We start from the raw sequence: 25,609 nt of genomic DNA on the forward strand, positions 1-25,609 counted from the left end.
CCTCCCCTTATCCGGGGAGGAAGGGCGTTTTACTGGGTGCCTTCGGCATACCAGGTGCGGAATTCGGCATATTTCGGCATTTCTTCCGAATTGGCCTTGGGGTCGATCACGACATGGACGACGCCCGGCTTGCCGCTGGCATAGGCGCGCGCGATCGCCGGCTTGATGTCCTCCGCGCGGGTCACATATTCGCCGTGGCAGCCAAAGCCCTCGCCGATCTTGTCGAAGCGGACTTCCTTGCTCCAATGGGTGCCGGTTTCTTCCGTGCCCTGGCCGAAGGTGCGCTTGTAGACGCCCACTTCCAGGCCCCACTGATTATCCACGCCGACGACGCAGACCAGCGGCAGCTTGGTGCGCACCGCCACTTCCAGTTCGGCAATGTGGAACATGAAGCTGCTGTCGGAGGTCAGCAACAGGCCCGGACGGCTGACCCCGGTGGCCGCCTTGTCCGCCAGCATCGCGCCGGTAGCATAGGGAATGCCGGTGCCGATATGACCGAAATTCTGGTTCCAGATGACGTCGTTCGGCTTGCACTGCGAATAGGTCCACTGGAAGATCACGCCGGCGCCGCCGTCGCGGATCAGGATGCCGTCCTTGGGGAAGGCTTCGGTCGCTTCCACCGCCAGACGGGCGGGATGGATCGGCAAATCGCCGGTGCCATCGCTCTTGGTACGCGATTCCGCCGCCAGTTCGTCCAGTTCCGCCTGGCCGTCACGCATGAAGGCTTCCAGCATCGGCGCGGGCGCGCGCGGCGTGTCCTTCAGCGCCTCGACCAGCTGCGGCACGACGCCGCGCAGGTCGCCGACCAGCGGCACGTCGATCGGCCGGTTGACGCCGATCGCGGCCGGGTCCTGCTCGACATAGATCCACTTGCGGATCGCTTCATTCTTCATCCAGTAGCGCCATTTGCCGAAATGGACCGGCTCGCCCAGTTCAGTGCCCAGCGCCAGCACCAGATCCGATTCCGTGACCGCTTCGATCGACGCCTTGGAGAAGACGTACTGGAAAGTGCGGTCTTCCAGCCCCTTGATATAGCTGGTGCCGCCCGAGGTCTGGATCACCGGGCAGTTCATCAGGTCCGCGAGTTGCTTCACCGCCGCGCCCGAGCGCGAGGTGTGGACGGCATGGCCGACCAGCAGGATCGGGTTCTTGGCCGCGCGGATCAGGTCGGCCGCTTCCTTGACCCGGTCGATGTCCGCGCCCTGGTTGACCAGACGATAGCGGTCCGGCGCCAGCGGCGCGGGCAGGTCCAGCTCCTCCAGAATGATGTGGCTGGGATATTCGATATAGACCGGGCCGGGGGTGCCGCCCATCGCCTTGCGAATGCCCTCGCGCACGACCTCGTCGGTCTGGTCGGCATATTCGATCGAGGCGGCATATTTGACGCTATTTTCGAACAAGGGCATCTGCTTGACGAACTGGATGCGGCCGCGACGGACGCGCTGTTCGGTGACGCGGGCGCGCTGGCCCGACAGGAAGATGACCGGCGAATTTTCGACCAGCGCGCACTGGATGGCGGGCGCCATATTGGCGATGCCCGGCCCCAGCGTGCCGATCGCGACGGCGGGCTTGCCGGTGATGCGCGACGCGGCCTCGGCCATGAAGCCGGCTGCGGCTTCATGATGGGGCGCAACCACGGTCCAGCCGCGACGCTCGGCCTCCAGGAACATGTGGACGAAATTGGGGTCGGGAATGCCGAACAGCGTGTTGATGCCTTCGGCCTCGAACAGGTCCAGCATCCGCTTGTAGACCGGCGTGCCCTTCTTGTCGGTGGCGTTCACGTTGACGGCGGGCTTGGGATCGTCATAGCTCATTTGAGTAACCTCGGTGCGCCCGTACCCATGTACGTGGCTAGGTTGCGGTGGAAATTGGTGATCTTGCGTTCCTGGTGGGGGTTGGGCAGCGGCCCGCGGAAACCGCGCGACTTCATGCCCTTCTGCACCCATTCCATGTTCGAGAAATCCTGGGCGAGGACGGCGCCCCAGCCCTCGGCGGTGGCCTCCGTCTCTTCCCATTCGGTGACCGGCACTTCGCCTTCGGGAAATCGCTCGATCGCGTAGGATTCAAAGATGCACATGTCGGGATCGTCGCCATAGGGACGGGTGCGGTAGCAAAGGGCGAAGGTGATCCCCTGCAGCACCGACATGTTGGGAAAGACGTGCCAGGCAAGCCCCGCCTCGGCCATCACCTCGGGCGGGATTTCCGGCCAGATGACGCCGCGCGCGGCATCGTCTGCCTTGGCGGATTTCAGCCAATGGGCGATCACGTCGCCGGCCGCCGTGCCCTCGGGCAGTTCGTCGACCAGCCGGCTCGCCGCATTGACCAAAGTCTCGGTCGAGGCCGCATAGTTCAATGTCTCGTAATTTTCGCGGATCAGCTCATAGGTGGAGCGGCGCGGATCATCGCCCTTGCCCGCGCGGGTGACGCTGCTGCTCTGGCTCATCTGGAAGGCCGGGTCGCGCTGGTCGAAACCGCTCACCCCATGCAGGCCATAGGCCGCACTATAGGCGTAATAATCGCCATAATCGAGCAGCTGGGTATGGGTGCCCGCGACATGATAAGGCTCCATGAAAGCCTCCAGCGCAGTCTTCCAATTGGCCGGATAGACCACCCATTTGCGCCATTTGTAGCGCATCTTGTCCATTTCGAAGTGGGACAGGATGCGACCGGCATCGCCCAGGAAATCGATCAGCGGCTCGGCATTGAGGTCCATGTGGATCCAGATCCAGCCGCCCCATGTGTCGATCTTGACGTCCGACAGGCGGGTGCATTCGGCATTGAGCGCGCCCTGCCAGTCCTGCGGGTCGAGGATGTAGGTGTTGTTGCCCTCGGTATCGAAGGTCCAGCCATGGAAGCCGCAGACGAAGCTGCGCCGGTTCTTGCCACGCACCGAATGCACGTCCTTGGGCACATCGACCAGTTGGCGGCCGCGATGCGGACAGACATTGAAGAAGGCGCGCAACGTATCGGGCGCGGTCCGCACGATGATGATCGACTCATCGCAAATGTCGTAGGTCATCCAGTCGCCGACATCGGGCAGTTCCTCGACCCGCGCCGCCATCTGCCAGACATGGGGCCACAGCTTTTCCTTCTCCGCCAGGGCATAGTCCTTCGACAGGAATGCCTCGGTCGGATAGGTCAGCGGCTTGGCCAGCGCCTCCACATCGATATTGTCGATCTTGCTCATGGCATCCTCCTGCAACGTCCGCGTTGCCCGATGGGTACGGCCCGCGAGTCCGCTCGCCGGGTCCGCAAGGACAATATTTTCAACCTGCCTATCGCAACTGGCGGGAGCGTCCCAAGGGAAGAGCGGCGACCGCCACGAACCATCCCCGGGGCGATCCGGCCCATGGCTCAGGACCGCAATTCCATGCCGTCGAGATCGCCCTTCGCGCGCCAGTCCTGCACCAGTTTCTGGAATGCGCCCCAGCCCGGTCCATAGCTGCGGAACAGCGCCCAGGGCGCCTTCACCTGGCCCTCATTGGTGAAATAGCTGGGGGTGCATTCCTGCTGGAAGGCGGTCATGTCGATTTCCATTTCCTCGAAATGGCGGACATAATCCTCCTGCCCCTGCAGGGTGGTCTCGACCACCTTGGCGCCCTTATCCATCACCGCATGGATGATATGGGCGATATGCTCCGCCTGGCGGCCGAACTGTTCGGTGACGCTGGCGTTGAGGCCGCCCTGAATATAGCCGATGAAGAACTGGTTGGGGAAACCATGGGTCATGGTGCCGTGCAGGGTGCGCGGACCATTGGCCCAATGATCGTAGATGGACAGGCCATCGCGCCCCTCGACCGCGTCGATGCCCCAGCGGCGCTTCAGCTCGCTCGTCACCTCGAAGCCGCTGGCGAAGATGATGCAGTCGACCTCATATTCGACGCCGCCCGACACGAAGCCCTTCTCCGTGATCTTCTCCAGCCCCTTGCTGTCGGCGACGTCGATCAGCGTGACATTGGGCCGGTTGAAGGTCGGATAGAACTCGTTGCTCGACAGCGGCCGCTTGCAGAGGAAGCGATACCAGGGCTTCAGGGCCTCGGCCGTCGCCTTGTCCTCGACCATCTCGTCGACGCGGGCGCGCAGCCGCTCCATCACGCGATAATCGACCACTTCGCGCTTGGCCATGAACTGCTCGATCGACATTTCCGGCCAGCCTTCGGCTTCCAGTTCGGCCGACAGGTTGCGGGCGATCTCGGTCCAGATGTCGCAGATCAGATCCGGCTCGCCCGGCGCAAAGGACTCCATTGCGGCGCGGTGGAAATTGGCCTGGCGATCGGCCTGCCAGCCGGGCTGGAGCGACGCCGCCCAGTCGGCATCCGTCGCCGGATTGGGCCGCTCGTCCACAGTCGATGGCGTGCGCTGGATGACATAGAGCTGCTTGGCGTAGCGGCCGAGATAGGGCACCGCCTGGATCGCAGTCGCGCCGGTGCCGATGATGGCGACGCGCTTGTCGGCCAGCTTGTCGAGCACCGGATTGGCATAGCTGCCGCCGCTATACTCATAGTCCCAGCGGGCAGTGTGGAAGATCTTGCCCTTGAAGCTGTTGATGCCGGCGATGCCGGGCAGCTTGGGCATGTTGAGCACGCCGCAACCCATCACCACGAAGCGGGCCAGCAGTTCGTCGCCCCGGCTGGTGGCGACGCGCCAGCGCTGGATCGTCTCGTCCCATTTCAGCGAGGTGATGAGGGTGTGGAACAGCGCCTTGTCGGCGAAACCGAAGCTTTCGGCGATCTGGCGGCAATAGGCCTGGATCTCCGCGCCGTCGGCGAATTTCTTCGACGGCATGAAGCCGGTTTCTTCCAGCAGCGGCAGATAGCAATAGGCGTCATTGTCGCACTGGATGCCGGGATAGCGATTCCAGTACCAGACGCCGCCGAAATCGCCGCCATGGTCGATATTGCGGAAATTGGTGACGCCCTGCTTGGTCAGGTGATAGCCGGCAAGCAGGCCGGCAAAGCCCGCGCCCAGCACGACGACATCCAGTTCCTCGACGATCGGATCGCGTGCGACGACCGGCATATGCGGGTCGACGTCATAGCTGTGCGTCGTGTCGTCGGTGGTCGGCTGATATTGGCCTTCCCGGTCGGCGCGCATCCGCTTGTCGCGCTCGGCGCGATATTTCTCGCGCAGGGTCGGGATATCGAATGTGTCAGCCGCAGGCGTCTGCGTCGGCTTGCAGGTCATGACCTCTCCTGGGGATCGCTGTTCTCGCCATTTTGTTAATCAACACATATGTTGACTTGCAATGGCGGAGCGGCGGGCCGGCGCTGTTAGCGCTGTGGCGATCCCTTGGCGGCCTTCTGGCCGCGGCGCTGCCCCGAAAATGGGCAGTCAGCGGGAGAGGTAGTCAGTCGTCAGCTGGCGCGCCGATCAGGCGGCGCGGGCCAGCTTTTCTTCCTTGGCGACCGGGAAAGTCACGACGTCGGCCGAAACCGGCTCGGCAGCGGGGGTCAGCGCGGCGATATAACGCTCGGCGGTGACGACGTCCCGGCGATAGGCGAAATAGAGCGAGATGAGCGAAAACATAAGAACCTCAGACAAGAATATTGCTGCGTCGCAGCATCGAGGTTCATCTGGTCCTCCCCGGCTTTTTTCGCAAATGCAAAGGCGCCAAGGCCAGTTGCACGAAACGCCATCGACCGGTTGCGCGCCTTGCAACGGCAACCGGTCGATCGCGATCAGACCCGGCCAGTGACCGGGATCAGCGCGCCGGTGATCGGCGCAGCGGCGGGCGACAGCAGGAAGGCGATCACCCCTCCCAACGCCTCGGGCGAGACCCAGCGGCTGGCATCCGCGTCGGGCATGTCGGCGCGGTTGGCCGGCGTGTCGATGATGCTGGGCAGCACCGCATTCACGCGCACGCCCGCATCCTTCAGTTCTTCGGCCAGCGCTTCGGTCAGGCGCGCCACGCCGGCCTTGGACGCGGCATAGGCGCCCATGCCGGCCGCCGCCTTAACCGAGGCCGCCGCGCCGATATTGACGATCGCCCCGCCGCCATCGCGCAGCAGCGGCAACAGCGCGCGAGTCGCGATCAGCGTGGTGCGGACATTCATGCCATAGAGCCGGTCCCAGGTGGCGACCGAGCCATCCTCCACCGTCTCCCAGCTGAAACCGCCGGCAATATTAACCAGCGCGTCGAGGCCGCCCAGCGCTTCGCCGATCTTGTCCGCCGCGCCGGCCACCGCCTGCTCGTCGGACAGGTCAACGCCGTCCAGCGCCAGGTCGACGCCATCGGCCGTAACCGCGCCCAGGTCGATACCCGCCACCGTCCAGCCGGCCGCGCGCAGCACCTGCACCGCCGCCCGGCCCAGCGCACCGGCCGCACCGGTTACCGCCACCACTCCCGCCATCATCATCCCCTTTCGATAGTCTGCGTCAGATCCCGGACATGCACAGATATTTGATCTCGACATAGTCCTCGATGCCATGGCGCGATCCTTCGCGGCCCATGCCCGATTCCTTGATGCCGCCGAACGGCGCGACCTCGGTCGAAATCAGGCCGGTATTGATCCCGACCATGCCGACCTCCAGCGCCTCGCCCACGCGCCAGGCGCGCGACAGGTCGCGGGTGTAGAAATAGCCCGACAGGCCGACTTCGGTGGCGTTGGCCAGCGCGACCGCCTCCTCTTCCGTGTCGAACAGGAAGAGCGCGGCAAGCGGCCCGAACGTCTCCTCGTCGGCCAGCTTCATCTCCGGCGTGCAGCCGGAGATGATGGTCGGCTCGAAGAAGCTGTGGCCCAGTGCGTGGCGATGCCCACCGCTCACCAGCGTGCCGCCCTTGGCCAGCGCGTCGGCGACATGTTCCTCGACCTTCTCGACCGCCTTCTCGTCGATCAGCGGCCCCTGGGTCACGCCCGCTTCCGTACCCGGCCCGACCTTGAGCTTCGCGACGGCCGCCTTCAGCTTCTCGGCAAAGGCCGGCGCGACGTCACGCTGGACAAGGATGCGGTTGACGCAGACGCAGGTCTGGCCGCTGTTGCGATATTTGGACGCGATCGCGCCTTCGACCGCAGCATCCAGATCGGCATCGGCAAAGACGATGAAGGGCGCATTGCCGCCCAGCTCCATCGACAGCTTCTTCATCGTCGGCGCGCATTGCGCCATCAGCGTCTTGCCAACCTCGGTCGATCCGGTGAAGCTCAGCTTGCGCACCAGCGGGTTGCCGGTCAGTTCCGCGCCGATCACCCGCGACGATCCGGTGACGACGTTGAACACCCCCCTGGGCACGCCCGCCCGTTCGGCCAGCACGGCGAGCGCCAGCGCGGTGAGCGGTGTCTGGGTCGCGGGCTTCAAGACCATGGTGCAGCCTGCCGCCAGCGCCGGCGCCGCCTTGCGCGTGATCATCGCGGCGGGGAAATTCCACGGCGTGATCGCGGCGACCACGCCGACCGGCTGCTTGATGACGACGATGCGGCTGTCGGCGCGATGGCTGGGGATGATCTCGCCATAGATGCGCTTGGCCTCTTCCCCGAACCATTCGATGAAGCTGGCGGCATAGGCGATCTCGCCCTTGGCCTCGGTCAGCGCCTTGCCCTGCTCGCGGGTCAGGATCATCGCCAGGTCATCCTGATGTTCGATCAGCAGTTCGAACCAGCGGCGTAATATGCGCGAGCGTTCGGCCGCCGTCTTCGCCTTCCACTCTGGCAGTGCCGCCTCGGCCGCCTCGATCGCCGCGCGTGTTCCCGCCTCGTCGATCGCGGGAATGCCGGCCAGCCGCTCGTCCGTCGCCGGATCGGTCACGTCGATGCTGGCGGCGCCGATCCACTGGCCGTCGACATAGCATTGTTCGCGCAGCAGGCTGGGGTCGGCAAGGGCTATGGTCATCGGATCACCTTCTTCGGCAGGATGTAGGGCAAGGGGCGCAGGGCGCGCCCGTCGCTGCGTCCAACGCAGCATGGCCCCATTTCGATGCGAAGGTGGGATGCGCGGCAGGCGGCGTCAACGTGGACAGAATGTCCCCGCCCAAGGATCGACCCCGCGATGCGCGCTATTGGGGAATATGCAGCGCCCGCCGATTGACCAGCGGCCGCTGATAGGAAGGATCGCTCTTGTCCCGTGCCGGCGCGCCATTGGCATGCAGGTCCGCTATATCGCCAAAGGGTAGCGGCAGGGTCGGCACCAGCCCGGACCATTCGATCATGTTGGTGCGCAGCACAATCTTCCACTGGCCATCGCGCCGTTCCAGCCGATCGAGATAGCGGCCCCCGGCGATCCAGTTACTCTCGTCCCGGTTGCGGCCGACGAACAGATAATAGGTTTCGGCATGGGCACCGTCGCCATCGATATCGATCGTCATGTTGAGCAGATTATGATGGGTCGCCACCTGCCCGCCCTCGTGCAGGGCACTGGCCCAGGCATAAAGCGCATCGGGCGCGCCGACGAAGCTGCCCGCCGCGACCGTGGCATCATCATGAAAGGCCGACAGGAACAGGTTGCGGTCGAACCGGTCCATGCCCCGGCTGAACCGGGTCAGGCAGTCGACAATATCCTGCCGGTCGAGCAGCGCATCGATCCGCGCCTGGCGATCCGCGGCCATCCTATGCCTCCGTCCGCGGGGCGATCGGTTGCCAGATCGGTGCGCCGCGCTCGGCCCGCAGCGACGGGATGGTCTTCCCGTCGACATCGGTGATGCCATAAGCCTGCGCCAGCTCCGCGGTGATGAAGGTGCCGCCCGATCGCGCCATGATCGCCGGATCGGCCAACAACGCGGCGATCACCCGGCCGGGAAATTCGGGCGAGCAGCCGACCAGCGGATTGGTGACGGTCAGCGCCTTCATCGCCGGATTGGCGGCGATGTTGCGCTGTGCCCGCTCGGTCATGGTCAGCCCCTGCCATAGCGAGAGCGAGGCGACGCCATGGGGTTGCAATTCGATCGCCATATCGCGCGCCATGCGATCGACCGCCGACTTGGCAGTACCGAACACGACGCCATAGGTATAGGTGACGCCGACATAGCCCGATATCGCCACGATGAGCCCCGAACCCTGCGGCACCATCATCTGCGCGGCATGGCGCGCGGCGACGAAATTGGAACGGACGCCGACATCGACCATGTCCCAGTTGGACAAGGGCTTTTCCCAGAAGCTGCCCGGCACGGTCAGATCCTCGGGGATCGCAAAGGCATTATTGACCAGCAGGTCGAGCCGCCCCTGTTCGCGCTGCACCTGGTCGAACAGCGCCGCAACCTGCGCATCGTCGCCATGATCGACCTGCACCGCAATGCCGCGGCCGCCGCGCGCATCGCACTGCGCCGCCGTCTCGCCGACCGTGCCCGGCAATTCATGATCGACCGCCTTGACCGTGCGCCCGGTGACATAGACGGTCGCCCCCTGCTCGGCGAGCGCCAGCGCCATCCCCTTGCCGATGCCCCGGCTCGCGCCGGTGACGATCGCGACCTTGTCGTCCAGCGGATTCATGATCCTCTCCCTCAGTCGGTTTCGCGCGCGAAGAAGCGCACGCTGTGATCGCCGTTCGCGCGGCCGGTGAAATGCGGCGCGCTGAACGCCATCCCCATCACGCCCTGGCTCCAGTCGGCTGAGACGCCGATATCCTGCACCCAGTCATAGAGCATGGTGCGCCGCGCGATCCGCCACTGGCCCTCGCGCCGTTCGAAAATGTCGAGATAGCGGCCGCCGATCATGACATCGCGCTGCGCATCGCCCATGTCGATGCGATGATGGGATTGGACCTGCGTCTCGCCCCGCGCCGTGTCGCCCGCCAGATCGATGACGCTCTGCCCCAGCAGATGCTGGGTGCAGAGGATCGCATCGGCGCCGGGCACCACCCAGGCGAGATAGGCGTCGAAATCGCCGGCGAACACGCCATAGTCGGTGCTGCCGTCGGGCCAGCAGCAGGCCCGGATCAGATCGGGGTCGCGCCGGTCCTCACCTCGCGCCAGCCGGGCGAGGCAATCGCGGATCGCCTCCCGGTCCAGCATCGCCTGCACCTGCGTCGCGGCAATATCCATCCGGCCCTCTCCTTCGCGCCCGTCATGGCGGGCTGTCTGTCCATGGGCCGGTCATAGGCGCGCGCCATGGCGCGTCGCTTGACCAATTCGGACAGGAGAGAAGCGGGCAGCCTCAGCCGCGCGGGGCGAGCCCCGCGATCAGCAGATCGACCTGCGCCGCCGCGATCGCCTCGGCGCTCATCGCGCCCGCCGGATCGCGCCAGCGCGCCGACCAGTTGAGTGCGCCGGCCAAAGTGAAGGCCGCCAGCTTCACGTCGACCGGGGCGATCGACCCGTCCGCCACCGCGTCGGCGATCAGCCCGCGCATGGCGAGGTCGATGTCGCGCTTGCGCGATCGGAACAGGATCGCGCCTTCGGCCGACAGGCATTCGTCACCCGTCCGCACCACGCAGGCGCCAAAATCATCCATGATCACCGCGCCATAGCGGCGCAGGAAATAGCCGAGCCGGGCCAGGCCATTGCCTTCCCCCGCGCGCGCTTCATCAGCCGCCGCGCGCAGCATCTCCAGGCCGCGGGTGACGCATTCGATCAGCACCTGCTCCTTGTTGCCCAGATAATGATAGATGGTCGGCTTGCTGATCCCCAGGCTCGCGGCGACATCGTCCAGCGAGGTCGCATGAAAGCCGCGCGCGTTGAACATGCGCACCGCCGCGCGCAGCACCGCCTCGCGCTTCTCCTCCCGCTCGCGCGCCTTTTCCTCCCGCGTGCGGAAGGGAGACGGGATCGCCACTGCGCTTTTCGCCGACACTCGCTGTTCCTCCATGCCGCCTGTTGACAAGAAATCGCAACAGGCGCAACCTACTCATGAGTATAGGAGAGACGCAAGGGTTTATGCTGACCGAAATCCAGAGCGCGATTCGCGATACCGTCCGGGATTTCGCCCAGGCGACGATCCGCCCGCATAGCGCCCGGTTCGAGGCGGAGGGCGGCTATCCCCGTTCACTGTTCGAGGAGATGGCGGGCCTTGGCCTCTGGGGCATGACCGCGCCCGAAGCCTATGGTGGCGCGGAGGCGGATTCGGTTTCCTATGCCCTCGCCCTGATGGAACTGGCCGCTGCCGACGGCGCCCTTTCCACCATCGTCTCGATCCAGAATTCGATCCTCGTCTCGGGCCTGCTCAAGGATGGTAGCGAAGAGCAGAAGGCCCGCTTCCTGCCCGAGCTGATCGGCGGCCGCACTATCGGCGCCTTCGCCCTCACCGAAAGCGACGCCGGCTCCGACGCCTCGGCCGTGCGCACCCGCGCGGTCAAGGTCGATGGCGGCTGGCGCATCAGCGGCGCCAAGCAGTTCATCACCTCCGGCAAGATTGGCGGGCTGGTGATGATCATCGCCGTCACCGATCCCGACGCCGGCAAGAAGGGCCTGTCCGCCTTCATCGTGCCGACCGACCGGCCCGGCTATGCGGTCGACAAGGTCGAGCACAAGATGGGCCAGGGCGCGTCGGACACCTGCGCGCTGCGGTTCGACGACATGTTCGTCGAGGATGATCTGCTGATCGGCCAGCCGGGCCAGGGCTATCGCATCGCTTTGGCCAATCTGGAGACCGGCCGCATCGGCATTGCCGCCCAGTGCGTCGGCATGGCCCAGGCGGCGCTGGAGATTGCAGTCGCCTATGCCAAGGACCGCAAGAGCTTCGGCAAGGCGATCATCGAGCATCAGGCGGTCGGCTTCCGCCTTGCCGACCTCGCCACCCGGCTAGAGGCCGCGCGCCAGCTCGTCCTGTCCGCTGCCGCGATGAAGGACAGTGGCCAGCCCGCGCTCACCCAGGCGTCGATGGCCAAGCTGTTCGCCTCCGAAGCGGCCGAGGCGGTGGTATCCGGCGCGATGCAGACACTGGGTGGCTATGGCTATCTTGAAGAATTCGGAATCGCGAAAATCTACCGCGATGTCCGCGTGTGCCAGATTTACGAAGGCACGTCGGACATCCAGCGCATGGTCATTGCGCGCAGCCTTTGAAGGAGTATTTCGATGCAGGACGATCCGGTAGTCATCAACTCAGTTTGAGTGCGGCATTTGCGAATGTGATGAGCTTTCGCATGACGGCGGTGATGGCGACGATAGGCTTTTTGCCGTTTTGGATGAGGCGTTGGTAGAAGGGCTTGATGAGGGGGTGAGATCGGACGGCGGCGAGTGCGGCCATGAAGATGGCGTTTCGGACGGCGGGTCGGCCGCCCCTGACGCGGCGATAGGCGTCCTTTGATCCGCTTTGGCGGGGATGGGGCGCAAGGCCGGCGAGGGAGGCGGCCTGTTTACGCGAGAGGGTGCCCAACTCGGGCATGAGGGCAAGCAGGCTGTAGGCGGTGGTGGCGCCGATGCCGGGGATGGCGAGCAGGGTGCGAGCCCTTGCGGCGATCTGGCTGTGCCGAACGAGGGTGGCGATGGCGCCGTCGATGGCCTTGAGCTGGGTCCTGAAGCTGTGGACGATGGGATCGATGAGCGGCTGGATGTCCGCGGCGCCGGGGGCCTTTGTGCGATTGTTCCAGGCGGTGATGGCCGCGACGATATCGCGTCGCGCCATGACGAGGGCGTGCAGCTTCTGCTGCTCGGCCGGCCAGGGCTTCCATCGGGCCAGGCGATCATGGCGTTCCTGCCCGTAGCGGGCGAGCATACGCGCGTCGATGGCATCGGTCTTGGCAAGCGTGCCGAGCGAACGGATGAAGGCCTTCACCTTGCGTGCATCGGCGCGGTGGCAGGCATGGCCGGCGCTATACAGGGCGTCCAACAGGGCCGCTTCATAGCCGCCGGTCGCCTCGCACAGGACGAGGCAGCCCGGATCGAGGGTTTGCACGAAACGCGCCAACGCTTCAGGCTGGTTGGGCAGGATGTAGCTGGCGCCGCCATTGCTGTGAAAGACGGCGATCTCCTTTTTGCCGACATCGCAGCCGATAAAGCAGGTGGGGGTGATCATGGGCAGGCTCCTGACAGGCTTGCGATTGTCTGCGGGCATGCGCGAGGGCAGCCCCTTCAACTCATCAAGCATTGCAAGACAGCGGCCGGACGACCATGATGACGACGGGCGACGAGCCCTATTGCGAGACGGTCGATCCGGCCGCGCGCCGGGCCGGGTGGCCACCCGGCCCGGCGCATCCTCAGCGGATCACACAGCCATAGCCTATCTCAAACAGACAATTGCGAGCTATGCCCGCACCCCCATGGGCGGGTTCCAAGGCGCACTCTCGGCGGTCAAGGCGACCGATCTCGGCGCCACGGCGGTGAAGGCCGCGGTCGAGCGCGCCGGCGTCGCCACCGACGCCATCGATCGCATCTACATGGGCTGCGTACTGCCCGCCGGCTTGGGCCAGGCACCCGCGCGCCAGGCGGCGCTCGGCGCAGGCCTCGGCCTCAATACCGAGGCGACGACCGTCAACAAGATGTGCGGGTCCGGCATGCAGGCGGCGATCATGGCGCATGAGGCGCTGGCATCGGGCGCGGCCGACATCGTCATCGCCGGCGGCATGGAGAGCATGACCAACGCCCCCTATGCCCTGCCCAAGCACCGCAGCGGCGCGCGCATCGGCCATGACCGCATCATCGACACGATGATGATGGACGGGCTGGAGGATGCCTATGAACCCGGCAAGGCGATGGGCGTCTTCGCCGAAGAGGCCGTGCGCGACTATCAGTTCACCCGCACCGACCAGGATGATTATGCCATCCGCTCGCTCGACCGCGCCAATGCGGCGATCGGCAGCGGCGCCTTCGTCCGCGAGATCACGCCGGTCACTGTTTCGGGCCGGGGCGGCGACACCATCATCGATACCGACGAACAGCCCGGCAAGGCCCGGCCGGAAAAGATCCCCGGCCTCAAGCCCGCCTTCGTCAAGGATGGCACCATCACCGCCGCCAATGCCTCGTCCATTTCGGACGGCGCCGCCGCGCTGGTGATGACCCGCCAGAGCGTCGCGGAAAAGCAGGGCCTTAAAGTGGTGGCGAAGGTCGTCGCCACCGCCGCCCATGCCCATGAGCCCGCCAAATTCACCACCGCGCCGGTGCCCGCGATGCGCAAGCTGCTGGCCAAGGCCGGCTGGTCGGTCGAGGATGTCGACCTGTTCGAGGTCAACGAAGCCTTTGCCGTGGTCGCGATGATCGCCGCCAAGGAACTGGGCATCCCGGCCGACAAGCTCAACGTCAATGGCGGCGCCACCGCGCTTGGCCATCCGATCGGCGCATCGGGCGCGCGCATCGTCGCCACCCTTTTGGGCGCGCTGGAAACACGCGGCCTCAAGCGCGGCGTCGCCAGCCTCTGCATCGGCGGCGGTGAAGCCACCGCCATGGCCGTCGAACTCGTATAATTCTGCCGGGAGAGGACAGATAATGGATATCAAAGGACTGGCCGCCATCGTCACCGGTGGCGCCTCCGGCCTCGGCCGTGCCACCGCGACCATGCTCGCGGCGCAGGGCGCCAAGGTCGCGATCTTCGACCTCAATGAGGAAGCCGGCAAGGCGGTCGCCGCCGAAATCGGCGGGCTTTATGTCGGCGTCAACGTCGCCGACGATGCCAGCGTCACCGCCGGGCTCGACACGGCGGAAGCCGCCCATGGCACCGCCCGCATCCTCGTCAACTGCGCCGGTATCGCCCCGGCCGTGAAGACGGTGGGCAAGGAAAATGTGCCTCATCCGCTCGACAGCTTCGCCAAGACGGTGACCGTCAACCTGATCGGCACCTTCAACATGATCTCCAAATTCGCGGCCCGCGCGGCAGCGGCCGAGGAGATGGACGGCGAGCGTGGCGTCATCGTCAACACCGCCTCGGTCGCGGCCTATGACGGCCAGATCGGCCAGGCCGCCTATTCCGCGTCGAAGGGTGGCGTGGTCGGCATGACCCTGCCGATCGCCCGCGATCTCGCCCAGCACAAGATCCGCGTCATGACGATCGCACCGGGCATCTTCCTGACCCCGATGCTGGAGGCCTTCCCCCAGCATGTGCAGGATGCGCTGGGCGCGCAGGTGCCCCACCCCAGCCGCCTCGGCAAACCGGCCGAATATGCCCAGCTGGTCGAATCAATCGTCCGCAACCCGATGCTGAATGGCGAGGTGATCCGCCTCGACGGCGCCATCCGCATGGCGCCGCGCTGATGAGCGGGTCGGGCAGCGGCGTGACGCTGGCGATCGCCGACGGCATCGCCCGGATCACGCTCGACCGGCCAGCGGTCGGCAATGCGATCGATCTGCCGCTCGCCCGCGCGCTGCTCGACGCCGCCATCCGCTGCGAGGGCGATGCGGCGGTCCGCTGCGTTGTCCTCACCGGCAATGGCAAGCTGTTCTGCGCCGGCGGCGATGTCGCGCTGATGGGCGGCGCGGGCGCGCAGCTCCCCACCGTCCTCGCCGAACTCATCGCCACCTTCCACGCCGCGGTCACCCGCCTCGCCCGCATGGCCAAGCCGCTGGTGACTTTGGTCAACGGCCCGGCGGCGGGCGCCGGATTCAGCCTCGCCATATTGGGCGATGTCGTGCTGTCCGCCCGCTCGGCCCATTATACCGCCGCCTATGGCGCGATCGGCCTCACTGCCGATGGTGGGCTTAGCTGGCTGCTGCCGCGCCTCGTTGGCCTGCGCCGCGCGCAGGAAATCATCCTCACCAACCGCCGCATCAAAAGCGAGGAAGCCGAAGCCATCGGCCTCATCACCCGGCTGGTCGATGATGACGCGCTGGAGGCCGAAGGGCTGGCGCTCGCCACCCGCCTCGCCGACGCGCCGACGGCGGCCTATGGCGCCGCCCGCACCCTGCTGCACGACAGTTTCGACACCGGTTTCGAGACCCAGCTCGACCGTGAATTGCGATCGATGGCGGTCGCCGGCGCCGGCGAGGCGCAGGAAGGGCTCGCCGCCCTGCTCGCCAAGCGTCCCCCGAATTTCAGAGGAGCCTGATCCATGGCCGAGGCCTATATTGTCGATGCCGTCCGCACCGCCGGCGGCCGCGCCCGCAAGGGCGGGCTGATCGACGTTCATCCCGCCGATCTGGGCGCCACCATTCTCAACGCGCTGGTCGATCGTACCGGCATCGATCCCGCCGCGATCGAGGATGTCATCGTCGGCTGCGTCAGCCAGGCGGGCGAACAGAGCTTCGCCTTCGGCCGCAACCTCGTCCTCGCCTCCAAGCTGCCCGACAGCGTCCCCGCCGTGACGATCGACCGGCAATGCGGCTCCTCGCAACAGGCGCTGCATTTCGCGGCGCAGGCGATCATGTCCGGCACCCAGGATCTGGTGATCGCGGCGGGCGCCGAAAGCATGACCCGCGTGCCGATGGGCTCCAATTTCCAGCTCCACGCTGCCGCCGGTCTGGGCGACGGCCCCTGGCCCAAAAGCATCCAGAAACGCTATGGCGTCGCCGAATTCAGCCAGTTCCATGGCGCGCAGGCGATCGCCGACAAATATGGCTTCACCCGCGAGGATATGGACGCCTATGCGCTCGCCAGCCACGCCAAGGCGGCGGCCGCGATCGACAGCGGCGCCTTCAAGGCGGAGATCGTGCCGGTGCTGACGCCCGAGGGTATTTTCGACACCGACGACGGCGTGCGCCGCGGCGGCACGATGGAGGCGATGGCCAGCGTCAAGACGCTGGAGGAAGGCGGCACCATCACCGCCGCCAATGCCAGCCAGATGACGGATGGCGCGTCGGGCGTGCTGGTGGCGAGCGAAGCGGCGATCAAGCGCTTCGGCCTCACGCCCCTCGCTCGCATCGTCAACCTGACCGTCACGGCGGGCGATCCGGTCATCATGCTGGAGGAGCCGATCCCCGCCACCCGCAAGGCGTTCGAACGATCGGGCCTGAAACTCGACGATATCGACCTGTTCGAGGTGAACGAGGCCTTCGCCTCCATCCCCATGGCCTGGCTCAAGGCGATCGGCGCCGATCCGGCCAGGCTCAACGTCCATGGCGGCGCGATCGCGCTCGGCCATCCGCTCGGCGCATCGGGCACCAAGCTGATGAGCACGCTCGTTCATGCGCTCAAGGCGCGGGGCAAGCGCTATGGCCTGCAAACCATGTGCGAAGGCGGCGGCATCGCCAATGTGACGATCGTGGAGGCACTGTGATGGCTTTGAAGACGCGTTTCACCGAATTGTGCAGCATCGAGCATCCGATCGTGCAGGGCGGCATGATGTGGGTCGGCCGCGCCGAACTGGCCGCTGCCGTCTCCAATGCCGGGGGCCTGGGCATTCTGACCGCGCTCACCCAACCGACGCCGGACGATCTGCGCCGCGAGATTGATCGCTGCCGCACGATGACCGACAAGCCGTTCGGCGTGAACCTCACCATCCTGCCCTCGGTCAATCCCCCGCCCTATGCGGAATATCGCCAGGCGATCATCGACAGCGGCGTCAAGATCGTCGAGACCGCCGGCCACAAGCCGCAGGAACATGTCGATGATTTCAAGGCGCATGGCATCATCGTCGTCCATAAATGCACCGCCGTCCGCCACGCCCTTTCAGCCGAACGGATGGGCGTCGATGCCATCTCGATCGACGGTTTCGAATGCGCCGGTCATCCGGGCGAGGACGATATTCCCGGCCTCATCCTAATCCCGGCGGCGGCCGACAAGCTCAGCATCCCGATGATCGCCAGCGGCGGCTTCGGCGACGGCCGGGGCCTTGCCGCCGCGCTGGCGCTGGGTGCCGAGGGCATCAACATGGGCACCCGCTTCTGCGCCACGGTCGAGGCGCCGATCCACCAGAATGTGAAGCAATTCCTGGTCGACAATGACGAGCGCGGCACCAACCTCATCTTCCGCAAGTTCAAGAATAGCGCTCGCGTCGCCAAGAACAGCGTGTCGGACGAGGTGGTCGAAATCTCGCTGCGCGAAGGATCGGTCTTCCCCGACATCCAGCCTCTGGTGTCGGGCGCCAAGGGCCGGGTCGCACTCGAAACCGGCGATCTGGACGCGGGCCTGATCTGGGCCGGGCAGATTCAGGGCCTGATCCACGACATCCCGACCTGCCAGGATCTCATCACCCGCATCGTCGACGACGCTACCGCCATCATCCAACACCGCCTTGCCGGCTTCATCACGCCGGAACTGGCGGCAGTAGGCTGACCTAATCCTGCGCCAGCAGCAGCGCCGCATACGGCGGCAATGCCATCCCCGGCGCGGCATCGCCAATCGCCGCGATGATCGCGCCGCGCCCTTCCACTTCCTCCGGCCAGGGCGCGGGTGTCGGCGACAGGTTGAAGATGCAGGTCAGCGCCTGGGCCTCTGTCACCCGGCGGAAGGCCAGGCACTGGTCGTCGGCACGCATGATATCCAGGCGCCCATGGCGCAACGCCGGATTCGCCTTGCGCAGCGCGATCATCGCGCGGGTGAAGTGCAGCAGCGACGCGGGGTCGCCCTCCTGCGCCGCCACGGCCCGCGCGACATTCTCCGCGCCCAGCGGCAGCCAGGGCTCGCCATCGGTAAAGCCCGCCTCAGCCGCATCGACCGACCAGGGCAGCGGCGTGCGCGCGCCGTCGCGCGACAGGGTCAGCGGCCAGTTGGCGATCGCCTCGGGATCCTGCAATTTCTCGAACGGGATATCGACCTGGGTTATGCCCAGTTCCTCGCCCTGATAGAGGATGACATTGCCGCGCAGCGCCATCAGCAGCAGCATCTTGAGCCGGGCGAACGCCGCCTGATCCTCCGGCGCGCACCAGCGCGACAGGGCGCGCGGCGCATCATGATTCTCGAACGCCCAGCTCGGCCAGCCCATGCCCGGTTCGTCCGGCCAGCGCGCCAGCGTGTCCGCGATCAGGCCCGGCGTCAGCGCCGGGGCATAGAGGAAGTTGAAGCCATAGGCGCTGTTGAGATGGCCTTCGCCCGCCGTATAGGCCTTCATCTCCTGCTCGGCGAGGTCGCCGCCCACCTCCGCCACGGTAAAGATCGCGCCATAGCGATCGGTCAGTGCCCGGATGCGCGCGACGAAATCGACCACGCCGGGATGCGACTGGCTGTAGCGGCGAATCTGATAGTCGAACGGCCGGGTGCGTGGCCCTTCCCCCTCGGGCGCGGGCGGATTGTCGCGCAATTCCGGGTCGTGCATCGCATGGTTGAGCGCATCGAGGCGAAAGCCGTCGACGCCCCGGTCCAGCCAGAATTGCATCGCGCCCAGCAGCGCATCCTGCACCGCAACATTGTGAACGTTGAGCTGCGGCTGGCTGGTCAGGAACTGGTGCATATAATATTGCCGCCGCCGCGCGTCCCAGGTCCAGGCCGGGCCGCCGAACACCGACTGCCAGTTGTTGGGCGGGGTGCCGTCCGCCCTGGGATCGGCCCAGACGAACCAGTCCGCCTTGTCATTGTCCCGGTCCTGCCGGCTCTGCGCGAACCAGGGGTGCAGGTCGGAACTATGAGCATAGACCTGGTCGATCGTGACCCGAATGCCCAGTTCATGCGCCCGCGCCACCAGCGCGTCGAAATCGGCGAGCGTGCCGAAGATCGGATCCACCCCGCAATAATCGGCGATGTCATAGCCGAAATCGCGCATCGGCGAGGGGAAGAAGGGCGAAATCCAGATCGCGTCCACGCCCAGCCGGGCGACATGCTCCAGCCGCGCGGTGATGCCCGGCAGGTCGCCAATGCCATCGCCGTTCGAATCCTGAAAACTGCGGGGATAGATTTGATAGAGGACCGCGCCCTTCCACCAGGGCCGATCGCCTGCATCACGACTGTCGGGAGCCATTTGCGCCACCCCATGTCCCAAGCCTGCGGCGCATCATGCCGCAGCGCCAGTCTACACGGCGGCGCGCGCAGGTGAAGAACTATGTTGCGGCTGCGAAGGGATCAGGGCGTATGTCGGGATCGCGTCACGCTGGAAATCAGCTGGTTGATGACGCACTCATCCTGCGCGGCGGATGCACAGATGCCGCACAGCCAGTCCAGACACCGAGCCAGAAATGCCATGGCCCTCTCCTTCTTCTTTATGCGCGCAGAATAACAGGATTCGCAGGCATGGAAAAGCGGGAGAAGAGGGCGGATCGGCGCCTATTGGTCGGCGCCGATCACCCGGTAGAGCAGGATGCGATTCTGCACCGCCGCCAGCTCAGTTGCGATCGCCGACTGCTGCGCGCTGTAGAGCGAACGCTGGCTGGTCAGCGAATTGAGGAAGGTGTCTATGCCCGCCCGATAGCGCTGGTCCGCCAGCGCATAATAGCGCTGGTTCGCCGTCACCAGCGCCTGCTGCGCCGCCTGCTGCCGGTCGATCGTGCCGGCCCGCGCCAGCCCGTCCGACACTTCCTGGAAGGCGGTCTGGATCACCTTCTCATATTGCGCGACATAGAGGTCGCGCTGCGCCTTGCTATAGTCCAGATTGCCGCGCGCGGCCCCGCCAAAGATCGGCATGCTGGCGGATGGTGCCGCCGACCAGGCAAAGCCGCCATCGCTGAACAGCGAAGACAGGGCCGAGCTGGCCACGCCGATCGCCGTGGTCAGGCTGATCTTGGGGAACATCGCCGCCCGCGCCGCGCCGATATCGGCATTGGCGGCTTTGAGCTGATGTTCCGCCTGCAGCACATCGGGCCGCTGCAGCAGCACGTCGGAGGAGAGACCGGCTGGCACCTTCGCGGTCGATTGCAACAGGCTATCGAGCGATTGCGGCAGCAACGCATCCTCGACCGGTGCGCCCACCAGCAGTTCCAGCGCGTTGCGGTCCTGCGCCACCTGGGTGACATTCGCCTCGATGTCGGAGCGCGCCTGCTCCACCGTGGTTTCGGCCTGATGCACGTCCAGCTTGCCGGCCAGGCCCGATGTGTTCAGCGTCTGGGTCAGTTTCAGGCTGCGCTCCGCGCTCGCCAGCGTCTGGCGCGACAGGGCCAGCAATTCCTGGTCCGCCGCCATGGTCGCATAGGCGTTCGCCGTCTCGGCAATCAGGGTGATGCGGGTCGATCGCATTCCTTCCTGCGTCGCCAGATAGGATTCGAGCGCCGATCGGGTCAGATTCTTGACCCGGCCGAACAGGTCGATCTCGAACGCGCTGAAGCCGACATCGGCGCTATAGCTGTTCTGCCGATTGTCGTTCTGGCGACTGAAGCTCGCCGCCGCGTCACCCGTGATCGTCGGCAGCTGCGCCGCCCGCTCGACCTTATATTGCGCCCGCGCCGACTGGACATTGGCCAGCGCCACCCGCAAGTCGCGATTATTGGCCAGCGCCCGATCGATCACGGTCTTGAGCCGCGTGTCTCCGATCAGCGCGGTCCAGGGCAGGCCCGCGGGTTCGGCGCTGGCCGGGGCATAGGCCTCACCCGTGGGGAAGGCCGGCGCCACCGGCGTTTGCGGCCGGACATATTTGGGCGCCATGTCGCACCCGGCCAGCACCAGCGCCGACAGCGGCATCATCATCCATGCAGCGCGGGTCATGCGGGCACTCCGTCCACGGGCGGTTCCTGGGCCGGCGGCTCGCCACCCGGCTTCTTCTTGTCCATGCCGAACAGGCGGGCGATCGAGACGAAGAAGAGCGGGACGTAGAAGATCGCCAGCACCGTTGCCGTCACCATGCCGCCGACCACCGCCGTGCCGATCGCGACGCGGCTCTGCGCGCCCGCGCCGGTGGCGATGGCGAGCGGAATGACGCCCGCGATGAAGGCCAGGCTGGTCATCAGGATCGGACGGAAGCGCAGCCGCGCCGCCTCCAGCGCCGCTTCCAGCGCATTGCGACCATTGCGATGCGCCAGTTCGGCAAACTCGACAATCAGGATCGCATTCTTCGCCGCCAGACCCATGGTGGTCAGCAGGCCGACCTGGAAGAAGATATTATTCTCCAGCCCGCGCAGCGTCACCGCCAGCACCGCACCGATCAGGCCGAGCGGAATGACCAGCAGCACCGACAGCGGGATCGACCAGCTTTCATAGAGTGCAGCGAGGCAGAGGAATACCACCAGCACCGACAGGCCATAGAGCAGGGGCGCCTGTCCGCCGGACAATTGCTCCTGATAGCTAAGGCCGCTCCAGGCATAGCTGGTGCCGGCCGGCAGCTGCTTCTGCAGTGCCACCATCCGGTCCATCGCATCGCCCGAGCTGGCACCCGGCGCCGACTGGCCCTGGATCTCGAAGGAGGACAGGCCGTTGAAACGCTGCACGCTGCTCGGCCCCATCACCCAATGGCTGGTGGCGAAGGCGGAAAAGGGCACCATCTCGCCGGTCGTGCTCGACCGCACCATCCAGTTGTCGAGATCGCTCGGCAAGGCGCGATAGGGGGCGTCGGCCTGCATATAGACGCGCTTCACCCGGCCGCGATCGACGAAGTCGTTGACATAGGTGCTGCCCCAGGCGGAGCTGAGCACATCGTCGACATTGGCCTGGGTCAGGCCCAGCACGGTCAGCTTCTCGGTATCGATGTCGATCTTGAGCTGCGGCGTATCCTCCAGCGAGGCCGCCCGCACCCCAGCCAGCACCGGATCCTGCTGGGCGGACGCGATCAGCTGGTTGCGCAGCTCCAGGAAGCGCTCGCGGCTGAGGCCGCCGCTGTTCAGCAGTTCGAAGGTAAAGCCGTTGGACTGGCCCAGGCCGCGGATTGCCGGCGGCGTCATCGCCAGCACCTTGGCATCGCGGATCGCGCCCAGCTGCTTGGTCGCCCGGTTGGCGATCGTGCCGGCCTCGTTCGTCTTGCCCTTGCGGTCGTCCCATGGCGCCAGGTTGATGAAGCCCTGGCCGACATTCTCGCCCTGCCCCTGGAAACTGAAGCCGGTCATGATGAAGGCGAAGGCGACATTGTCCTTCTCGTCATTCAGGAAATAGCTCTGCACCTGGTCGATCGCCGCATTGGTGCGGCTCGACTTGGCGCCGGACGGCAGCGTGACCTGCACCATCACCTGGCCCTGATCCTCGACCGGCAGGAAGCTGGTGGGCAGGCGCATGAACAGCACGACCAATATACCCAGCACCACCACATAGAGGCCCCAGAAGATACCCCGCTTGCCGATCACGCCCTGGGTGCGGCGGACATAGCCATTGGTCAGCCGCTCGAACCAGCGGTTGAACTTGCCGAACCAGCCCTTCTCGCGATGCGCCTTGTCGATCGGCTTCAGCATGGTGGCGCACAGGGCCGGCGACAGGATCAATGCGACCACGACCGACAACAGCATCGACGACACGATCGTGATCGAGAATTGGCGATAGATGACGCCGGTCGATCCGCCGAAGAAGGCCATGGGCAGCAGCACCGCCGACAGCACCAGTGCGATGCCGACCAGCGCGCTGCCAATCTCCATCATCGACTTGATCGTGGCGTCGCGGGGCGACAGCCCCTCTTCCTCCATGATGCGCTCGACATTTTCCACCACGACGATCGCGTCGTCGACCAGCAGGCCGATCGACAGCACCATGCCGAACAGGGTCAGCGTGTTGATCGAATAGCCGAACAGCGCAAGGATGCCGAAGGTGCCGAGCAGCACGACCGGCACCGCGATCGCGGGCACCAGCGTCGCACGCCAGCTCTGCAGGAAGACGAACATCACGATGACGACCAGCACGACCGCCTCGATCAGCGTCTGCACGACTTCCTCGACCGACAGCTTGATGAAGGGCGTGGTGTCGCGCGGATAGACGATCTTGTAGCCGTGCGGCAGGTTGCCGCCCAGTTCGGCGACGCGCGCCTTCACCAGTTCGGCGGTCTTGAGCGCGTCGGCGCCCGGCGCCAGCTGCAACGCCATGCCCGATGCCGGATGGCCGTTGAGGCGCGCGCTGGTGGTATAGCTTTCATTGCCCAGCTCGACGCGGGCGACGTCGGACAGGTGGACGACCGACCCGTCGCTCTGCGTCTTCACCACGATATTGCGGAACTGGTCCGGCGTTTCCAGGCGCGCACGCGCCGTGACGGTGGCGTTGATCTGCTGGTTCGCCGGTGCCGGATCGGCACCGATCTGGCCGGCCGACACTTCGATATTCTGCGCCTTGATCGCCGTTTCGACGTCCGACGGCATCAGCTTGACCGCGGCCAGCTTATAGGGGTCCAGCCAGATGCGCATCGCATATTGCGACCCGAAGATCTGGGTCGCGCCGATGCCGTCGATACGGGCGATCGAATCCTGGAAATTATTGACCAGATAGTCGGCAATGTCCGCCTGGGTGGCATTGTCGGTCTCGTCATAGAGACCCACCAGCATCAGGAAGTCGGTCTGCTGCTTGGTGACCGACAGGCCCTGCTGCTGCACGGCGCTGGGCAGGCGGCTCAGTGCCTGCTGCACCCGGTTCTGCACCTGCACCTGCGCGGTGTCGGGATCGGTGCCCTTCTGGAAGGTGACGGTGATGCGCGACTGCCCCGTCGATGTCGACGAGGAGGAGAAATACATGAGGCCGTCGATGCCGGTCAGCTGCTGTTCGATGACCTGGGTAACGCTGGTCTCGACCGTTTCGGCCGACGCGCCCGGATAGGTGGCGCTGATGCCGACGCCCGGCGGCGCGATGTCGGGATATTGGGCGACTGGCAGCGACAGCATGCCGCCGAGGCCCGCCAGCATGATGCCGATGGCGATGACCCAGGCAAAGATCGGCCGGTCGATGAAAAAGCGGCTCAGCACCGGGCCTCTCCTACTTCTTCGCCGCGACGGCGACGGGCTTTACCTTGTCGTCGGGCTGGACCTTGTCGGTGCCCTCGACGATCAGCCGGTCGCCGGCCTTCAGGCCTGCGGTGATCAGCCATTTGTCGCCGATCGCCTGCGCGGCGGTGACGGTGCGGCGCTCGACCTTGTTGTCCTTGGTCACGACCAGCGCGGTCGCGTTGCCCTTGGCGTCGCGGGCGATGCCCTGCTGCGGCGCCAGGATCGCGCCGGGCACGACCGACTGGGGCGCGACGACGCGCACGAACATACCGGGCAGCAGCATGCCGTCGGGATTGGGGAAGCGCGCGCGCAGCGTCACCGTGCCGCTGTCGACATCGACGATCGGCTCGGCAAATTCGATCCGCCCTTCCAGCGGATATTCGCTGCCATCGTCCAGCTTCAGCCGGATCGTCGCGCTGGCCGGCAGCGTCTTGCCCGCCGCCAGCGATCGCCGCAGCTGCAGCAACTGGCTGCTCGACTGGGTGACGTCGACATAGATGGGGTCAAGCTGCTGGATCGTCGTCAGCGGATCGGTCTGGCTGGCGGTCACCAGCGCGCCGGGGGTGAAGAGGGTGCGGCCGATCCGGCCGCTGATCGGGGCGCGCACCTGGGTGAAGGTCAGGTTCACATTGGCGGTGTCGAGCGAGGCGCGCGCCTGGCCCACGGCGGCCGCTGCCTGGCGCGCCGTCGCGATCACATCGTCGCGGTCCTGCGCGCTCACCGCCTCGGTATCGCCAAGGCCGCGATAGCGCTGTGCCTTGGCCTGTGCCGCTACCGCCGTCGCCTGCGCGCTCACCAGTGCCGCCTGCGCCTCGTCGCGCGACGCGCGATAGAGCCGTTCGTCAATCTGGTAGAGCGGCTGCCCCGCCGTCACCATCGATCCTTCGGTGAACAGCCTTTTCTGGATCACGCCGGTGATCTGCGGTCGGACTTCCGACTGCATGGTCGACACGGTGCGCGCCGGCAATTCGGACGAGACGGTCACATTCTGTGCCGCCAGCGTCACCACGCCCACTTCCACAGGCCCTTTCTTTGGCGCCTTTTCCTGTCCGCAAGCGGTGATCAGGATGCATAATGCGATCGGTGCGACCCGGAGGCTCCGGAGCTCTGTGAAAATGGGCATGGCTTCACATCGTTACC

General features: G+C 65.9%; 21 protein-coding genes. 6 read left to right on the plus strand and 15 right to left on the minus strand.

Features of this window, described 5'->3' with window-relative positions; genetic code table 11:
* Nucleotides 1–29: 29 nt before the first annotated feature.
* The 10 genes from E5554_RS02230 to E5554_RS02270 form a co-directional block, all read right to left on the minus strand.
* On the minus strand, nucleotides 30–1,814 hold the full coding sequence (locus E5554_RS02230; RefSeq protein WP_004209074.1) for a thiamine pyrophosphate-binding protein: 1,785 nt from the start codon (nucleotides 1,812–1,814) through the stop codon (nucleotides 30–32).
* Nucleotides 1,811–3,187: an aromatic ring-hydroxylating dioxygenase subunit alpha gene (locus E5554_RS02235; protein ID WP_048939217.1), complete on the minus strand. Its 1,377-nt coding sequence runs from the start codon at nucleotides 3,185–3,187 to the stop codon at nucleotides 1,811–1,813. The genes E5554_RS02230 and E5554_RS02235 overlap by 4 nt, the downstream gene beginning before the upstream one ends.
* A 167-nt stretch (nucleotides 3,188–3,354) precedes the next feature.
* Nucleotides 3,355–5,184: an NAD(P)/FAD-dependent oxidoreductase gene (locus tag E5554_RS02240; RefSeq protein ID WP_136185854.1), complete on the minus strand. Its 1,830-nt coding sequence runs from the start codon at nucleotides 5,182–5,184 to the stop codon at nucleotides 3,355–3,357.
* Nucleotides 5,185–5,370: 186 nt separating this feature from the next.
* The gene (locus tag E5554_RS22920) at nucleotides 5,371–5,541 is read right to left on the minus strand and encodes a hypothetical protein (protein ID WP_155276487.1); all 171 of its coding nucleotides are present in this window, start codon (nucleotides 5,539–5,541) and stop codon (nucleotides 5,371–5,373) included.
* Between the two features lie 137 nt (nucleotides 5,542–5,678).
* A complete protein-coding gene (locus tag E5554_RS02245; protein WP_136185855.1) occupies nucleotides 5,679–6,356 on the minus strand; it encodes an SDR family NAD(P)-dependent oxidoreductase in 678 nt (225 codons plus the stop codon).
* A gap of 19 nt (nucleotides 6,357–6,375) precedes the next feature.
* Entirely contained in the window at nucleotides 6,376–7,824 is a 1,449-nt protein-coding gene (locus E5554_RS02250) for an NAD-dependent succinate-semialdehyde dehydrogenase (protein ID WP_136185856.1), read from the minus strand.
* A gap of 163 nt (nucleotides 7,825–7,987) precedes the next feature.
* A complete protein-coding gene (locus tag E5554_RS02255; protein WP_136185857.1) occupies nucleotides 7,988–8,536 on the minus strand; it encodes a nuclear transport factor 2 family protein in 549 nt (182 codons plus the stop codon).
* A 1-nt stretch (nucleotide 8,537) separates the two neighbouring features.
* Entirely contained in the window at nucleotides 8,538–9,416 is an 879-nt protein-coding gene (locus tag E5554_RS02260) for an SDR family NAD(P)-dependent oxidoreductase (protein ID WP_136185858.1), read from the minus strand.
* An 11-nt stretch (nucleotides 9,417–9,427) separates the two neighbouring features.
* Entirely contained in the window at nucleotides 9,428–9,967 is a 540-nt protein-coding gene (locus E5554_RS02265) for a nuclear transport factor 2 family protein (protein ID WP_136185859.1), read from the minus strand.
* A gap of 112 nt (nucleotides 9,968–10,079) precedes the next feature.
* On the minus strand, nucleotides 10,080–10,715 hold the full coding sequence (locus E5554_RS02270) for a TetR/AcrR family transcriptional regulator (protein ID WP_004209084.1): 636 nt from the start codon (nucleotides 10,713–10,715) through the stop codon (nucleotides 10,080–10,082).
* Between the two features lie 83 nt (nucleotides 10,716–10,798).
* On the opposite strand from E5554_RS02270, the gene E5554_RS02275 reads away from it, so the two are divergent.
* On the plus strand, nucleotides 10,799–11,923 hold the full coding sequence (locus tag E5554_RS02275; RefSeq protein ID WP_136185860.1) for an acyl-CoA dehydrogenase family protein: 1,125 nt from the start codon (nucleotides 10,799–10,801) through the stop codon (nucleotides 11,921–11,923).
* A gap of 34 nt (nucleotides 11,924–11,957) precedes the next feature.
* Here E5554_RS02275 and E5554_RS02280 read toward each other — a convergent pair whose 3' ends face one another.
* Nucleotides 11,958–13,040: an IS110 family transposase gene (locus tag E5554_RS02280; protein WP_247594309.1), complete on the minus strand. Its 1,083-nt coding sequence runs from the start codon at nucleotides 13,038–13,040 to the stop codon at nucleotides 11,958–11,960.
* A 79-nt stretch (nucleotides 13,041–13,119) separates the two neighbouring features.
* Here E5554_RS02280 and E5554_RS02285 point away from each other — a divergent pair, with 79 nt between their 5' ends.
* The 5 genes from E5554_RS02285 to E5554_RS02305 are packed head-to-tail and all read left to right on the plus strand — an operon-like array spanning nucleotide 13,120 to nucleotide 17,999.
* A complete protein-coding gene (locus E5554_RS02285; protein ID WP_136185861.1) occupies nucleotides 13,120–14,259 on the plus strand; it encodes an acetyl-CoA C-acyltransferase in 1,140 nt (379 codons plus the stop codon).
* Nucleotides 14,260–14,281: 22 nt separating this feature from the next.
* Entirely contained in the window at nucleotides 14,282–15,043 is a 762-nt protein-coding gene (locus E5554_RS02290; protein ID WP_136185862.1) for a 3-hydroxyacyl-CoA dehydrogenase, read from the plus strand.
* On the plus strand, nucleotides 15,043–15,834 hold the full coding sequence (locus tag E5554_RS02295; RefSeq protein ID WP_136185863.1) for an enoyl-CoA hydratase-related protein: 792 nt from the start codon (nucleotides 15,043–15,045) through the stop codon (nucleotides 15,832–15,834). The genes E5554_RS02290 and E5554_RS02295 overlap by 1 nt, the downstream gene beginning before the upstream one ends.
* 3 nt (nucleotides 15,835–15,837) lie before the next feature.
* Nucleotides 15,838–17,001: an acetyl-CoA C-acetyltransferase gene (locus E5554_RS02300; protein WP_010336216.1), complete on the plus strand. Its 1,164-nt coding sequence runs from the start codon at nucleotides 15,838–15,840 to the stop codon at nucleotides 16,999–17,001.
* The gene (locus E5554_RS02305; protein ID WP_136185864.1) at nucleotides 17,001–17,999 is read left to right on the plus strand and encodes a nitronate monooxygenase family protein; all 999 of its coding nucleotides are present in this window, start codon (nucleotides 17,001–17,003) and stop codon (nucleotides 17,997–17,999) included. Before E5554_RS02300 ends, E5554_RS02305 begins: the two co-directional genes overlap by 1 nt.
* 1 nt (nucleotide 18,000) lies before the next feature.
* Here the strand turns inward: E5554_RS02305 and E5554_RS02310 are convergent, their stop codons facing one another.
* From E5554_RS02310 to E5554_RS02325, 4 genes are all read right to left on the minus strand, one after another.
* Nucleotides 18,001–19,617: an alpha-amylase family glycosyl hydrolase gene (locus tag E5554_RS02310; RefSeq protein ID WP_136185865.1), complete on the minus strand. Its 1,617-nt coding sequence runs from the start codon at nucleotides 19,615–19,617 to the stop codon at nucleotides 18,001–18,003.
* Nucleotides 19,618–19,919: 302 nt separating this feature from the next.
* Nucleotides 19,920–21,290 (minus strand): efflux transporter outer membrane subunit, encoded by a 1,371-nt coding sequence (locus E5554_RS02315; RefSeq protein ID WP_136185866.1) that lies wholly within the window; start codon nucleotides 21,288–21,290, stop codon nucleotides 19,920–19,922.
* Nucleotides 21,287–24,448, minus strand: coding sequence for an efflux RND transporter permease subunit (locus E5554_RS02320; RefSeq protein WP_010336212.1), 3,162 nt, complete (start codon nucleotides 24,446–24,448; stop codon nucleotides 21,287–21,289). The genes E5554_RS02315 and E5554_RS02320 overlap by 4 nt, the downstream gene beginning before the upstream one ends.
* Before the next feature lie 10 nt (nucleotides 24,449–24,458).
* Nucleotides 24,459–25,592: an efflux RND transporter periplasmic adaptor subunit gene (locus E5554_RS02325; RefSeq protein ID WP_026109107.1), complete on the minus strand. Its 1,134-nt coding sequence runs from the start codon at nucleotides 25,590–25,592 to the stop codon at nucleotides 24,459–24,461.
* Nucleotides 25,593–25,609 lie beyond the last annotated feature (17 nt).

This window comes from Sphingobium sp. PAMC28499, assembly GCF_004795815.1.
Classification (GTDB): domain Bacteria; phylum Pseudomonadota; class Alphaproteobacteria; order Sphingomonadales; family Sphingomonadaceae; genus Sphingobium; species Sphingobium yanoikuyae.

Excerpts from the sequence above, each read along its gene's own strand:
- E5554_RS02240 (WP_136185854.1), bottom strand. The coding sequence starts at position 5,184 with ATGACCTGCAAGCCGACGCAGACGCCTGCGGCTGACACATTCGATATC.
- E5554_RS02235 (WP_048939217.1), bottom strand. The coding sequence starts at position 3,187 with ATGAGCAAGATCGACAATATCGATGTGGAGGCGCTGGCCAAGCCGCTG.
- E5554_RS02230 (WP_004209074.1), bottom strand. The coding sequence starts at position 1,814 with ATGAGCTATGACGATCCCAAGCCCGCCGTCAACGTGAACGCCACCGAC.
- E5554_RS02275 (WP_136185860.1), top strand. The coding sequence starts at position 10,799 with ATGCTGACCGAAATCCAGAGCGCGATTCGCGATACCGTCCGGGATTTC.
- E5554_RS02245 (WP_136185855.1), bottom strand. The coding sequence starts at position 6,356 with ATGATGATGGCGGGAGTGGTGGCGGTAACCGGTGCGGCCGGTGCGCTG.
- E5554_RS02255 (WP_136185857.1), bottom strand. The coding sequence starts at position 8,536 with ATGGCCGCGGATCGCCAGGCGCGGATCGATGCGCTGCTCGACCGGCAG.
- E5554_RS02300 (WP_010336216.1), top strand. The coding sequence starts at position 15,838 with ATGGCCGAGGCCTATATTGTCGATGCCGTCCGCACCGCCGGCGGCCGC.
- E5554_RS02290 (WP_136185862.1), top strand. The coding sequence starts at position 14,282 with ATGGATATCAAAGGACTGGCCGCCATCGTCACCGGTGGCGCCTCCGGC.
- E5554_RS02305 (WP_136185864.1), top strand. The coding sequence starts at position 17,001 with ATGGCTTTGAAGACGCGTTTCACCGAATTGTGCAGCATCGAGCATCCG.
- E5554_RS02325 (WP_026109107.1), bottom strand. The coding sequence starts at position 25,592 with ATGCCCATTTTCACAGAGCTCCGGAGCCTCCGGGTCGCACCGATCGCA.
- E5554_RS02315 (WP_136185866.1), bottom strand. The coding sequence starts at position 21,290 with ATGACCCGCGCTGCATGGATGATGATGCCGCTGTCGGCGCTGGTGCTG.
- E5554_RS02295 (WP_136185863.1), top strand. The coding sequence starts at position 15,043 with ATGAGCGGGTCGGGCAGCGGCGTGACGCTGGCGATCGCCGACGGCATC.
- E5554_RS02260 (WP_136185858.1), bottom strand. The coding sequence starts at position 9,416 with ATGAATCCGCTGGACGACAAGGTCGCGATCGTCACCGGCGCGAGCCGG.
- E5554_RS02265 (WP_136185859.1), bottom strand. The coding sequence starts at position 9,967 with ATGGATATTGCCGCGACGCAGGTGCAGGCGATGCTGGACCGGGAGGCG.
- E5554_RS02310 (WP_136185865.1), bottom strand. The coding sequence starts at position 19,617 with ATGGCTCCCGACAGTCGTGATGCAGGCGATCGGCCCTGGTGGAAGGGC.
- E5554_RS02285 (WP_136185861.1), top strand. The coding sequence starts at position 13,120 with ATGGGCGGGTTCCAAGGCGCACTCTCGGCGGTCAAGGCGACCGATCTC.
- E5554_RS02250 (WP_136185856.1), bottom strand. The coding sequence starts at position 7,824 with ATGACCATAGCCCTTGCCGACCCCAGCCTGCTGCGCGAACAATGCTAT.